Below are 14,178 nucleotides of genomic sequence, written 5' to 3' on the forward strand. Positions count from 1 at the left end.
TTTCTATTTTATTTCCTAATTTAATAACTTTTAAAACTAAAAACCACCTCAATTGAAGTGGTTTTTTCTATCTGTTTTATTATTATTCTCTGTTTTTCACCAGAACCCAGCCTGTATATTTTATGGCCGTATTCTTTTTATCATTTTCATTCCATGTGATAGAATACCAGTATGTTCCTGTAGGGACTCTTCTTCCACCCTGGGTACCATCCCATTTATAGCCATTGGATTTGTCTGCCTGGAAGATTTTATTTCCATACCGGTCAAAGACATTCATGATCAGGTTTTGTTTGTTCGCTAAGGCTGAATAATCAATCACATCATTTATTCCATCTGCATTAGGGGTAATCACATTGATCAGATTAGGGACAACAATTCCTATTTCTATTGGATCACAGTCATAAGCATCTTTTACATATACTTTATGATCTCCTCTGGAAAGGTTATTGAAAACATTGGAATCCTGCCAGATGATATTATCAATTGAATATTTATAGGCAGGAGTTCCACCTATTACGGATACTGTGATTGTGTTATTCGAAATATCAATCCCGGAAACAACCGGCTGCTCGGAAGGAAGTACTTTTACAGTTTGTGTGGTAACACATTCTCCTGTTTTAAGTTTTACCCAATATACTCCTATTCCTGCTTTAATCGTTTGTGTAGTAGCTCCTGTACTCCACTCGTAACTTTTAAATCCGGGTCCTGCATCCAGCGTAGTCTGGTCTTCTGCACAAATAGTCACATCTTTGAGCTTATCAGAATATACAGGCGGAATAACGATCAAAGTAACTTTAGCGACATTATAACAACCCTGAGCATTAGAAACCCTTATGTATACAAAACCATTGGGTGCAATGTAATTATTGGGATTCAGGATTTCATTGGTCTGATTAACAGCATCTGTCAATGAAGGATAATATTTTTTTGTCGGATTGGTCTGCCCGGTTACTGAAGCATTGACAAGATTGAAAGAAGCGGTGGCTGGGCTGGCTTCGATGAAACATGATCTCAGGGTTGTTTCATTCACAACCACTACCGGATAAAATTTCAAAGTAATCTGTGCGACTGCAGTACAACCAAATTCTGAGATTACCTTTACATAGATAATTCCTTCTGCAGAAACAAATGCCATTGGGGTGGTAATCTCATTGGTTCCGGCATTGAGATCCGCCATTGTAGGATAGTATTTCTTAGTAACATTTGGGTTTCCAATAACGTCCGCTGTGGTTAAGTCAAATAAAGCAGTCCCTGCATTATTATTGTTACATTGGGTCAAAATCGCATTTTTGGCTGTAATAGAACCATTTTTAAATTTAAATGTTCCAACCTGTTTACATTTATTAAGCGGATTAGATGCATTGGCCGGATCGGTATAATTGATGCTGTAATAATAGACAGTTGTTGTATTGACTGTAATAGGAGCTGTAATAGGATTATTCCCTGTTAAGGCATCATTCTGACTCAGATGATAACTTACCCCAAAATTTTGATTTCCGTTGAGAATTCCGGAGGATAAGGTAGAAAAATCAAACAAAGCTGTAGCAGAGCATATTACAACCTCTCTTGGGTCTGCAGGATTTGCCGCCGGAATACCCGGAGGAATAAATGGCTGAGTCTGAATATTTGGATCGGTAAATGGTGAAGCCAGTGTGGCAGTTCCTCCCCACGTTAAAGAAAACGGTGCTGTAGTAGAACTGGTGCTGCTCACCCAGTTATCGATAAATAAATAATAAGTCTGTCCCGGCAAAACATCAAGATATCTGCAATAAGGAGTTAAAGAACCTCCTGCAGCACTTAAAAGCGTACTTGTCATATTTAATCCTGTAGCAGGACCAGGGCCAATAACGGTTGCCGCATTACAACGAATAGGTGATCCCAAACTTCCACAGTTTACATTGGGACCAAAAATTGCCCAGTCGTAATCAGCATCCGGATTATTAGGAACCAGATCGAAGGTAAGCGTTCCTCCTGTAGCAATTGTAATTTTATACCAGATTGAATTGTGCTCCCCTGTAAAGTCTATGCAGCTTCCTGAGTTAACCAATTCTTTTATATTACCATACCCAGTAGGGCTATACGTGATATTTGAATTTCCGCAAACGGAAAGAGCGGTAGCACAATCGGCCTGAGCATAGAAAGTATGAGAGAGACATAGAAGTATAAAAAGTAAAAGTTTTCTCATAGATTGAATGTTTTTATGGTTATAGCAGTTATACATTGCATTGATAATCAATGCACATCAAATATAACTTTATTTTAATTAAAAACAATAAAATCTAAACAATTTTAAACTATTACAAATTAAAACATTAAATAATTCAAAATAATCTACATTATATCAAATTATACAACAAATAATCAAATACATAATATTTATTTTATACTTGTAATATTTCCACAGAGATTTTCCAGGTGAAATATTTTATGGAAAGGACTTTTTACTTCTCTTAAATGTTCTTTATCCTGAATGAAGGTATATCGTGAAGCAATAGAATTCATATCGGAAACAATGACCAGCCAGCATTCATCTACTGAGGTGTCATAATATGGGAATTTTTCATTCTTTTTTTCGATGAGTTCCAGAATCTTTTCTGAGCATAGTTCATCAAACAGATTCATGCTGTATTCATGGGTTATGAATACATTTCTGCGATGGAAAGATTTTCTTACACTTTTTACACATCCCACTCCTTTATTTTTTTTGATGCTCTTATAAATGCTGATGATATTTTCCTGTTGTATTTCCAGATTATCAAATTTGGTTTCCGGGTGGAATTCTAAAAAATAAACACCACGATATTTCGTAGTGTCTTCCTGTTCTAATAATATTTCTGCCTGACGGAACATTTTATTCAAAGTACTTTCAACTTTTTTCATTTCCAGATGATTGATCACTTCAGTCAGTTCTATTCCGATTTTTTTGTCGTTTAATTTGGCGATAAAGTCTGGACTCTCGCAGGTAAGGTTTTCAAATTTCACTTCGGGAAAATGATGCATAAAAGAATTGAGAAGCAGAATCTCGGATTTCTTTCTGTATTTTTCACGGTCATGCAGCGGAGATTCATCTATGGTCCGGTGATACTTTTCCATTGGCTTTTTTTTCAAATGCCGATTAAGGTAGTATAAGCTAAGATTCTTTATCAGATCTTCTTCAGAAAACGTCTTTTTCATGTGTGATTTTTTTATTTAATTAAAGAACACATGCAGCCAATGGCTTTCATCATTAAAAGTTTTTGATAATCAAAAATTTACCCTCTTAAAGGTAAGTAAAAAAACAATTCAATACTTAGTTTTTTTATTAATTTATCGATTAATTAATGTAAAGTTTATTTTCATAATTAATACCTTTGCCTTTTTAAACACAAACCCACATTTATGGATTTCAGGAATTTCAGAATACCTTACACGATTAATCCTCAATATTCAAAAAAAGCCGTTTATTTCTCAATGGAATTTGCTCTTGAGCAGGTACTGAAAATATATTCAGGTGGACTTGGCTTTCTGGCAGGATCTCACATGAGAAGTGCTTATAATCTTAAGCAGGATCTTATTGGAATCGGTATCCTATGGAAATTTGGTTATTATGACCAGGCAAGAAACCACGATCAGACTTTACAACCTGTATGGACGAGAAAGATGTACAGTTTTCTTGAAGACACCGGAATAAAATTCCAAATTGAAATCCATAGTGCTCCGGTTTGGGTAAAAGTTTGGTACCTTGATCCTGAAATTTTCAATACGGCACCCATGTTTTTCCTTTCTACGGATGTTCCGGAAAATGATCATGTTTCAAAAACAATCTGTCACAAGCTGTATGATGCGAATGAATCTACAAAACTTGCTCAATATATTTTATTGGGGAAAGGAGGAGCCAAGCTACTGGATGAAATGAACATTGAGAGAGAGGTTTACCATCTTAATGAAGCTCATGGACTTCCGGCAGCCTTTTATCTTCTGAGAAAATATAACGGAGATCTTGATAAAGTTAAAGAAAAACTGGTTTTCACCACTCATACTCCTGAAGAAGCTGGTAATGAAAAGCACAGCTTCAGATTATGTTATGACATGTCCTATTTTTCGGGATACAGCATGGAAGAAGTGAAAAAGATTGAAGGATCTGATGATGACCGTTTCAATCACTCTCTCTGTGCATTAAGAATGGCAAGAATGGCCAATGGCGTTTCACAGCTTCATGGAGTCGTTTCCAGAGCCATGTGGAATAAATATCCGGGAATCTGTGAAATCACTTCTATTACTAATGCTCAGGAATTTAAATATTGGTCTGATAAACCTTTATACAATGCAAAAGATGAAAATGATGCCACTGCCTTCGATTTCCGTAAGAAATATTTAAAGAAAAAACTGTTCAGTATTGTTGCCGATCAAACAGGAAATTTATTTAATCCTAATATCTTTACGATTGTATGGGCAAGAAGATTTGCAGGCTACAAAAGAGCAGAGCTTCTTTTGCATGATAAGGAGAGATTCTACAGACTTCTGAACCATCCCAAATATCCGGTACAGATCATCTGGGCAGGAAAACCTTACCCAATGGACTACTCTGCTATTTCCACCTTCAATACACTGGTGGAAGAAAGTAAAAATCATAAAAATATAGCTGTTCTTACAGGCTACGAGCTTTCTTTAAGTAAGTCTTTAAAACAAGGTTCTGATGTATGGCTTAATAACCCAAGAGTTCCAAGGGAAGCTTCCGGAACTTCTGGTATGACGGCTGCTATGAACGGCTCTGTCAATTTATCCACAGACGACGGCTGGATTCCGGAATTTGCCAAACACGGAGAAAATTCTTTCGTTGTTCCTAAAGCAGATTATCAGAATATGAGCATTTATGAACAGGATAATTATGATTTAAATACATTATATGAAATCCTTGAAAACGAAATTCTTCCCACGTATTATGATCGCCCTGATGAATGGAGAAAAATTCAGCATAATGCCATGAATGATGTGAAAGATCATTTCAACAGCGACAGGATGGCGGATGAATACTACCGGATCCTCTATAATAATCAAAAATAGAATTAATGAGTAATGTCTTGAACACACCTGAATCCGGTATGTTCAAGACTTGTATCAGGGCTGCTTTTCATACGCCGGGCCACCCTGTATCCACTGCAATAGCTATCATTGCATAAAAAGCTTCCTCCACGAAGGCTGCGCTTTACACTATAAGGTTCCTGAGGGTCATAAGACTTGTCAGCACCCTTCGGGTTTAGAGCCATTGTGCCTTCTAGTTTTTTATAGTAATCATAATTATATAAATCGCTGCACCATTCCCAAACATTTCCCGCCATATCATACAATCCATATCCATTGGCTTTAAATGATTGTACAGGGGCAAGGGTACTATAACCGTCTTTCTTTTCATTGAGGTACGGAAACTTTCCTTCCCAGCTGTTTGCTTTAGGAGTTCCTTCATTGACGGGTTCATTTCCCCATGGATATATATTATTTTTTAATCCGCCCCGTGCTGCAAATTCCCATTCTGCTTCTGTGGGCAAACGTTTACCAGACCATTTACAATAAGCCTGTGCATCATCCCAGCTTATATGTACTACAGGATAGTTGTCTTTTCCTTCAATATTGCTTCCCGGTCCCTCAGGATGTTTCCAGCTAGCACCTTTTACCCATTTCCACCATTGGTTGTAATCATTCAGATCCACAGGTCTGCTGGTAGGTTTAAATACTAATGAAGCAGCTACCAATATACTATCCGGAGGTTTCGGAGTACCCTTAGGAAGGTTTTTTTTTAATTCGTCCCAATCGGGTTTACGTTCTGCCGTTGTGATATAGCCTGTAGCATTTACAAATTTATTGAACTGTGCATTCGTCACTTCTGTTATATCCATATAAAACGGAGAAACCTTCACTCTATGTTTAGGGTATTCATCTGGATCAGCCTGACTGTTATCGCCTCCCATATCAAACTCTCCTCCAGGGATTAGCACCATTGCTTCCAGAGAAGTTTTTCCATTAAAACTGATATGAGAAGGATCTGTTGTCCCTAATCTCTTCGGAATAGTCATGCAGGTATGCCCGGGTTTATTTCCCACAGGTTCTACGGCTTTATTTTTACTACAGGAACATACCAAACTTAATACTCCTGTACAAATTATCATCTTTATGGAAAACATCATCTTTATCTGAATATTTACAGTTTTTTATGATTTCGGTTTACTGTATCTCCATCCTTTTTTCAACTGAAGTGAAAGTTGATTGACTATTTTTTTAGAAGGAACTTCTTCAGCAATATTTATATTTTCGTCAGGATCATTTTTATGATCATAAAGCTCTCGGGCCAGATAAGCTCCGGGCTTTTCAGTCTCTTTATTCCATTCGAACCATTCTACATATCGATACCTGTCGGTACGGATGGCATATCCCATTCTTTCTACATTTTGTCCCCCTTTGGCTTTTACCCCGTATCTTCCCAATAAAAACTGACTGTAGGCTGCTGTTTTCCATTTACGGTCAGAATCCGAAAGCAGAGGTTTCATACTCGTTCCCTGAAGATAATCGGGAATTTTTATTCCGCTCATATCACATAAAGTAGGATAAATATCAACAAACTCTGTAAGTGCATTGCTTGATTTTCCTTTCGCCTTTACTCCTGCCCCGCTGATAATAAGCGGCACTCTGGTATCAATCTCGTAATTGCTCTGTTTACACCAACTGTTATGCTCTCCAAGTTTCCAGCCATGGTCTCCCCACAATACAATAATGGTATTTTCACTCAGTCCTAATTCATCCAAGGCTTTTAAAAGCCTGCCTATCTGAGCATCTGTATAAGAGACAGAGGCATAGTAGGCATGGAGAATTTCCTTTTGCTTTTCCAAATCATATGGCTTTTCCGATGGTAAAGGCAGGTCTGATCTGTCCGTATACCCTCTCAGTTCAGCATCACCATGTACGGCAAATTCCGGAGCATTTTCAGGTATGAATTGATTTTTCGCAAGAGGTATGTCGTTTCTGTTATACAAGTCCCAGTATTTTTTAGGAGCGTTAAATGGCAAATGCGGACGGTAATAACCTACTGAAAAAAAGAAAGGCTTATCTTTTCCTTTTAATTCTTTCAGCTTTTGAATGGCCATAGTCGTTTGTGCGCCATCATAATAAGCATCATCATCAACATCTGCCATTTCAACGGAATTGGACTTTGTATAGATAAATCCATAAACATCCGGCTTGGCTTTTCCCATTTTCTGCAGAGCAAGCTCCTTTTCTTTCTGAATCATCTTGTTTTTCTCCAGCTGATACACTGCGTCCGGATCAAAAGGGTATCCATTTACATGAAGTTCTTCATTCCAGGATTTATCATCAGGTAAAGTGTTATGAAAGGTTTTTCCAATTCCTACTGTATAATAACCATTATTTTTAAAGATCTGCGGAAGGGTTACTATATCCGGCAGATTTTTCCTGAAATCTGTCTGAAGATCCCATACACGAACGGAATCTGGTCTTAGACCTGTCAGAAGGCTTGCTCTCGAAGGATTACATACCGCCTGCTGACAGTATGCCCTATTAAAGATTACTCCTCTTGCTGCAAGTTTGTCCATATTAGGAGTTTTTATAACTGTATTTCCATAGCAGCCCATTTCTGGTCTTAAATCATCAATAGGAATAAACAGGATATTGGGTCTTGTTTGCTTGATAGCGGATCTTACACTTCTTTTAGGTTTGGGATTATCTTTATTAAAGCTTACACCTCTCACCGCCATGCAATTACAAATCAATATAATGAATACTATTTTTAAAAAGTTGAAATTCTTCATGAGGTATAATTTTCTTTTATTGATAAGACTTATTTGTTATCAGCTTATTTTTCACTTCTTTCCATCCTTTTTTACGTTGTTCAGAAAGCTTTTCCAGAATGTCTTTATTTTCGGGATAAACTGCTATATTGAAATTCTCCTTCGGATCTGAGGTAAGATTATAAAGTTCCCGTGCCACAAGTTCCCCCGGTTTTTGGGTTACTTTATCCCAATAGTACCATTCTATCAGATGATAGCTTTTGGTCACCATTGAATATCCCATGTAATTTTTTTTATTAACATCGATTCCTTCTCCGGCAGGGCGTAAGAATTGACTGAATACTGCTCCTTTCCATTCGACACTATTTTCATTCAGAAGCTTTTTAAAACTTATGCCTTGCAGATAAGCAGGTGTTTCTATTCCTGCGAGATCACAGAGGGTAGGATAAAGATCTACCATCTCTACCAGTTCATTGCTTTTACTTCCCGGATTTTTCATTCCAGGTGCATATACAATAAGAGGAACACGGGTATCATTTAAATAATTAGTCTGCTTGCCCCAGGCGTTATGCTCACCCAGTTTCCAGCCATGGTCGCCCCATAATACAATAATGGTATTGTCCATTAGTTTTTGTTTTTCCAGCTCATTTACAAGCCGCCCAATACAGGCATCAACATAGCTTACAGAAGCATAATACCCATGTTTGAGCATTCTGGCTTCCTTTTCAGGCATCCGGAAGTAGGCAGGATGTTTTACGTATTCCAGATCATAGCAAGCAGTCATCTCTCTTTGGTTATACATAGCCATACTTGGTGCGTTGAACGGAATAAAATTGTTATCCGCCATAGGTATTTGCATAGGATCATAAAGATCCCAGTACTTTTTCGGAGCTACAAAAGGTAAATGCGGCCTGAAATACCCCAATGCAAGGAAGAAGGGTTTCTTTTTATTTTTAATACGGTTGATGGTCTGAATAGCAAGTGATGTCTGAGCTCCGTCATACAGCGAATCATCAGGACAGTCTGCAACTTCTACAGAACGTCCGTATGCCCAGCCATTCCCATATCTTTTAGGATCTTTGGCTAATCTTTCCAATCTTTTGGCAGCAAGCTCAGCTTTAAGTTCACCACTGAAATAAAAAGATTCCGGATCTCTGTCTATCATATTTTTAACGGCATATCCTTCAGGACGGAGATCCGGTTCACGAAAAGAGATAGAATCAGGCATATGATTATGAAAAATCTTTCCGATAGATACTGTATGATAATTGAATTTTTCAAATTGCTGGGGAATCGTTACCACATCAGGATGTATTTTACGAAATTCTTCTCCCAGCACCCATACCTTAGTGGAATCCGGCCGTAAACCCGTTAAGGCACTGGCTCTGGAAGGGGCACAAACTGCTACCTGACAATATGCATTTGTAAAAGTTGTACCTCTTCTTGCCAGCTTATCTATATTGGGTGTTTTAATGGTTGAATTACCGTAAACTCCCAGTTCCGGCCTCAGGTCATCAACGACAATAAAAATTACATTGGGCTTAGACTTTTTTTGTGACTGTCCTGCAATTATATTAAATGATAAAATCAATAGAAGAATATAAACTGATTTTAAAGTTGAAACTCTGAACATATCAATTAATTTTAAAAACCAGCCTTGTAAGAATGTGAGTTGCACCGTAATAGTAAAGAAAAAATCCCCAAGGCTGTTATTGATTAAATATTGAAAAAAGAAAAACTTTAAACATCCACAAAACATTAAGAATTCTTTTTCATCATTTGTGTTTTGAATCGAAATAAGATAATGAGTTATGAATGTGATGCGAATTTGCAACAAAAAACTACAAACTCTAGCAAAGTAAACTACAGCATATATACATCAATAACACAAAACACACATTTACAAGTACTTAAAATAAAATAAACAACATCAAAATACAGGAAAAATTGCATAAAAAAACAAAACCAGCTAATTTTCTCATTACTTCTTTTGCCTATTTATTATTCGAAACAGATAAAATATAGGATATGAGATAAAAAAAATCCAGAAAGTTTTTCTTTCTGGATTTTATGAATTACTTATTTTTCTTTTTCGATGGTACTTTCATACCTTTTTCCCGCGCTTCAGAAATACCAATGGCTACGGCTTGCTTTCTGCTTGTTACTTTCTTTCCGGAAGAAGACTTTAATTTTCCTTCCTTGAATTCGTGCATTACCTTTCCTACTTTGTCCTGAGCTTTTTCTGAATATTTAGTCTTGCTCATGATCAGATTTTTTTTTTAAGATTTTGGCAGGGATACCCCTAATTCATAGACACACGCATGTTTCAAATATTTTGAACGCTCTCTCGATGTTACCGATTCAAAATGATCATTTTTGATCACAATAATCGGGTCTTCCGCATTTTCAATCTCAAAATTGGCTAAATACCTTTCATCCGGTGGAGACTGTTGCAGTTTTGCTTTTATTTTCTGCAGTTCATCTGCATATTTTCTAAATCCCGGATCTGAGGAATGGATAAATTTATACTCATCGCCTGCATACACATAGTAATGAATTTTTTTCTCTATCAACCCCGCCTCATCAGTAATTTCGGGATTATCATTTCCGTCTCTAAAAACGACTTCCACCAATGTTCCTCCTTTTTTATGGGCACATTCTTCAGCGTCTTTAAAACTGGAAAAACCTGTATAAACAATCTGATCGTTCAATACATAACGGTTCAGTTTCTGGTTGTATGCATTCGTTTCCATAATTATTATTTCATTTGATTTATACTTGTTATATATTCAATTTTTTTGCCAAATTGCCTTTTTAAAGAAATTTCATTAATGAATATTTTCAATTACTTCAGATTCGAAAACTAAAAAACATTTTCCTGAAAGAGTAAGAAAAAATGACATCAGGTCGCGATTTTTATTTTATATGGTTATGTAAGTAAGAATTATTAAATTTGGAATCATTAAAATTGAAAATGAAAAAACTCCTTTTAACTCTTACTGTTGCTGCTGTATTTCAAAATGTCTCAGCACAGGAAATTACTTTAGATAAAATATATTCAGGATATTACCGTGGAAAAGGGATTGCAGGAATCTCTTCTATGAAAAACGGAGAAAACTATCTTGTAATTGAACCTTCGGGAATTGCAAAATATTCTTACAAAACTTCACAGAAGGAAGGAAATCTTGTGGATGGAAGGTTTGAAAGCTATATTTTTTCTGATGATGAATCTAAAATCCTTTTACAGACAGGAAGCCAGCCTATTTACAGACATTCTTTTCTGGGGAAATTTGATGTAAAAGATTTAAAATCCGGGAAAGTAATCAGCCTTAATGAAGGAAAACCGGTTCAGGAGCCTACATTTTCACCGGATGCTACAAAAGTGGCCTTTATTGCTGACAATAATCTTTTCTATCAAGATCTTAGCTCCGGAAAAATCACACAGATTACTACGGATGGTAAAAAGAACTCTGTCCTGAATGGTTTGGCAGACTGGGTATATGAAGAAGAATTCGGGCATGCAAGACAATATGAGTGGACAAAAAATTCTGATGCTATCGTATTTGTGAAGTCTGATGAAAGCCAGGTTCCGGAAATCTATATTCCCATTTATGGAAAAAACCTTTATCCGACTGAAATGCGTTATAAATATCCAAAAGCAGGTGAGAAAAACTCTGTAGTTTCAGCACAGCTATACCGTCTTGATAACGGAAAAACAATGCAGCTGAACTTAGGTTCTTTCAAAAACTATTATATTCCGAATGTATTCCAGACTGCAAAACCGGACGAAATTGTTTTAATTACGTCTGAAAGGATACAAAACGCTTCGGATATCTTAAAGGTAAATACCAAAACAGGAGCAGTTCAGAAGTTATTTACTGAAACGGATGATAAATGGATTGATACAGACAGTCCTACTCTTGAATTCCTTGAAGATGATTCCTTCCTTTGGGCTTCTGAGAGAGACGGAAACCGTCACCTGTACTGGTATGACAAAGATGGTAAGTTGAAAAAACAGATCACAAAAGGAAACTGGGAGGTAACGGATTATTATGGTTTTAATCCAAAATCTAAAGAAATTTACGTTCAGACAACTGAAAAAGGAAGCATTAATAAGGTGATTTCCAAAGTAAATATTGACAACGGAAAAACTCAGCTGATCTCTAATGCAGAAGGAAACAACTCTGCAAACTTCAGTAAAAACTATAATTATTTCATTGAAACATCTTCTACAGCATCTAAACCTTATACCTATGTTTTAAAAGACGGTAACGGAAAAGCGGTAAAAGAACTTCAGAACAACAATGACCAGTTACAGAAACTAAAAGCTGATAATTTTGTTGAAAAAGAATTCATTACGATTCCAAACGCTGTAGGTGATCAGATGAATGCCTGGATCATGAAGCCTAAAAACTTTGATCCGAACAAAAAATATCCTTTATTTATGTTCCAGTATTCCGGACCTGGATCTCAGCAGGTTGCCAACTCATGGGACAACGGAAACGCCATGTGGTTCAATCACCTTGTACAAAAAGGATATATTGTTGCTTGTGTAGACGGCCGTGGAACAGGCTATAAAGGAGCAAAATATAAGAAAGTAACTTATATGAATTTAGGAAAATATGAGATCGAAGATCAGATCACAGCAGCCAAGTGGTTCGGGAATCAATCTTATATTGACAAGAGCCGAATCGGAATGTTTGGATGGAGCTTCGGTGGTTATATGACAAGTTTGGCAATGACTAAAGGAGCTGATGTCTTCAAAGTGGGAATTGCTGTAGCACCGGTAACCAACTGGAGATATTACGACTCTGTATACACAGAAAGATTTATGAGAACACCTCAGGAAAACCCGGATGGATATGATAAAAATTCTCCTACGGAATATGCTAATCTGTTGAAAGGGAAATTTTTGTTGATCCACGGAACGGCTGATGACAACGTTCATTTCCAGAATTCTATGGAGTTCTCTGAAGCTTTGATTCAAAACAAAAAACAGTTTGATTTCATGGCTTATCCTGATAAAAACCACGGAATCTATGGAGGGCAGACGAGACCACAATTGTATCAGAAGATGACAGATTTTATCCTTAATAATTTATAATAAATCAAGTAATGAAATAGAAATGCACTCAATTGAGTGCATTTCTATTTTGAAGTAGTTTTTAAAACATTTAAAACCTGTTTAATTATAATTGACTTTATGATTGAGTTCTATAGGATTATTGTTTTCTTTTATTTGTTTTTGAATACTTTCTGTCATCTGTTTTAAATTCATTTCTACCGGATTTCCTTTTTCATCAGTTACTTTATATTTTATATTTCTCGCCTTGATTTCTGCAAACGGATCTGAATAATAATCTTGTTGTATCTTTTCATAGGTTTCCCAGCTTATTTCCTTTCCCTTTCTCAAATAAAATGTTTTATTTTTATCAACATTTATAGTCTTTATCAAACTAAAATCATAATCATTTTTATCATCGGAAATCTTTATGATTAATCCTGGCAATCCATTAAATATATAAGGTCCTTCCAGTAAGGGTATGCTTTGACTAAACCATGCTATCCAGTTTCTTTCACCATACTTTACTATAGCTTTCTGACATTCCATACCTCCAATTTTCATTCTTTCAGGCAGAATCTCCCAATTCAGCTTATCATTTATGGAAATGTTATACAAATCATGCATTGATAGAGTTGTTATGCTTTTGATGATACTCTTATTTATTAGGTTCTTGATAATATAAAGCTGATTAAACGAGGTTTTTGGTCCGCCTTCCCAATATCCATTTTTCAACATTAATGAATCAGCATATCTTTCTTTTTCTGACCGGAAAGCAGACTGTCCTCCAATTACATCAAGATAATAATTCCCAGTTTCAAAAATTTCTTTATCTGGATTAGGCTTATGCTTACTTTCATAAACAAACGTAACAAGTTGCGCTGATAAAATATTTGAAAGAAAAAGCATAATAAAAAATAGTCTTTTCATAGTAAATATTAAGATCTTATTCAACAAACTCAATGAAAATATTAAAACACTGAAATAATATGAGATGCATTACTACATCTCATATAAAATACTTTTTAAGTTTACATACAAGCGTTATGCGTTAGTGAGTCAACTACTTGTCCGTTTTGGACTGTATAATGAAAACCACACTCCAGACCCCATTGTGCACAGATGTCACCTGCTCCCGGCTGACAAAAATCTTTTACGCCTCCTTGGACACTTTTTAACTTTTCTCTCGAAATCTTTTTTAATTTTTTCATAATAAATGTTTTTTTAATTACGTGTCACTATTGACATAGGCGAAAATAGAAAACAAATATCACTCAAAAAGGAAATACATACGCATATTTTATGTTTATTCAATGTATTTTAATTTGTGAAATATGTACA

The 14,178-nt window shown here is 36.0% G+C and carries 11 protein-coding genes; 2 read left to right on the forward strand and 9 right to left on the reverse strand.

All coding sequences use genetic code 11. The features are described from left to right. Positions 1-82: 82 nt before the first annotated feature. Together A1704_RS18215 and A1704_RS18220 are read right to left on the reverse strand one after the other, a co-directional pair. Positions 83-2,185: a T9SS type B sorting domain-containing protein gene (locus A1704_RS18215; protein WP_062675662.1), complete on the reverse strand. Its 2,103-nt coding sequence runs from the start codon at positions 2,183-2,185 to the stop codon at positions 83-85. A gap of 191 nt (positions 2,186-2,376) precedes the next feature. Next, complete coding sequence (locus A1704_RS18220) at positions 2,377-3,174, reverse strand: hypothetical protein (protein ID WP_062675481.1); 798 nt, start codon at positions 3,172-3,174, stop codon at positions 2,377-2,379. A gap of 204 nt (positions 3,175-3,378) precedes the next feature. Between A1704_RS18220 and glgP the strand changes: the two genes are divergently transcribed. Next, positions 3,379-5,043, forward strand: a complete 1,665-nt coding sequence (glgP, locus tag A1704_RS18225) for an alpha-glucan family phosphorylase (protein WP_062675482.1) — start codon at positions 3,379-3,381, stop codon at positions 5,041-5,043. A 2-nt stretch (positions 5,044-5,045) separates the two neighbouring features. Here the strand turns inward: glgP and A1704_RS18230 are convergent, their stop codons facing one another. The 5 genes from A1704_RS18230 to A1704_RS18250 all read right to left on the reverse strand — a co-directional run bounded on the left by A1704_RS18230 (position 5,046) and on the right by A1704_RS18250 (position 10,528). Next, a complete protein-coding gene (locus A1704_RS18230) occupies positions 5,046-6,143 on the reverse strand; it encodes a formylglycine-generating enzyme family protein (protein ID WP_238590656.1) in 1,098 nt (365 codons plus the stop codon). Positions 6,144-6,185: 42 nt separating this feature from the next. Beyond that, positions 6,186-7,796 carry a sulfatase gene (locus A1704_RS18235; protein ID WP_202967950.1) on the reverse strand — a complete coding sequence of 537 codons (1,611 nt, stop codon included), beginning with the start codon at positions 7,794-7,796 and terminating at the stop codon, positions 6,186-6,188. Positions 7,797-7,812: 16 nt separating this feature from the next. Continuing rightward, complete coding sequence (locus A1704_RS18240; RefSeq protein WP_062675485.1) at positions 7,813-9,408, reverse strand: sulfatase; 1,596 nt, start codon at positions 9,406-9,408, stop codon at positions 7,813-7,815. A 442-nt stretch (positions 9,409-9,850) separates the two neighbouring features. Further along, positions 9,851-10,039, reverse strand: a complete 189-nt coding sequence (locus A1704_RS18245; RefSeq protein ID WP_062675486.1) for a DUF6496 domain-containing protein — start codon at positions 10,037-10,039, stop codon at positions 9,851-9,853. A gap of 15 nt (positions 10,040-10,054) precedes the next feature. Further along, positions 10,055-10,528 carry a hypothetical protein gene (locus tag A1704_RS18250; RefSeq protein WP_062675487.1) on the reverse strand — a complete coding sequence of 158 codons (474 nt, stop codon included), beginning with the start codon at positions 10,526-10,528 and terminating at the stop codon, positions 10,055-10,057. A gap of 221 nt (positions 10,529-10,749) precedes the next feature. Here A1704_RS18250 and A1704_RS18255 point away from each other — a divergent pair, with 221 nt between their 5' ends. Next, on the forward strand, positions 10,750-12,879 hold the full coding sequence (locus tag A1704_RS18255; RefSeq protein WP_062675488.1) for a S9 family peptidase: 2,130 nt from the start codon (positions 10,750-10,752) through the stop codon (positions 12,877-12,879). Positions 12,880-12,960: 81 nt separating this feature from the next. Here A1704_RS18255 and A1704_RS18260 read toward each other — a convergent pair whose 3' ends face one another. Beyond that, positions 12,961-13,791, reverse strand: a complete 831-nt coding sequence (locus A1704_RS18260) for a GLPGLI family protein (RefSeq protein ID WP_131797538.1) — start codon at positions 13,789-13,791, stop codon at positions 12,961-12,963. Between the two features lie 77 nt (positions 13,792-13,868). Continuing rightward, on the reverse strand, positions 13,869-14,048 hold the full coding sequence (locus A1704_RS18265; protein ID WP_062675490.1) for a bacteriocin-like protein: 180 nt from the start codon (positions 14,046-14,048) through the stop codon (positions 13,869-13,871). Positions 14,049-14,178: the final 130 nt, after the last annotated feature.

Source organism: Chryseobacterium cucumeris, from assembly GCF_001593385.1.
Classification (GTDB): Bacteria; Bacteroidota; Bacteroidia; order Flavobacteriales; family Weeksellaceae; genus Chryseobacterium; species Chryseobacterium cucumeris.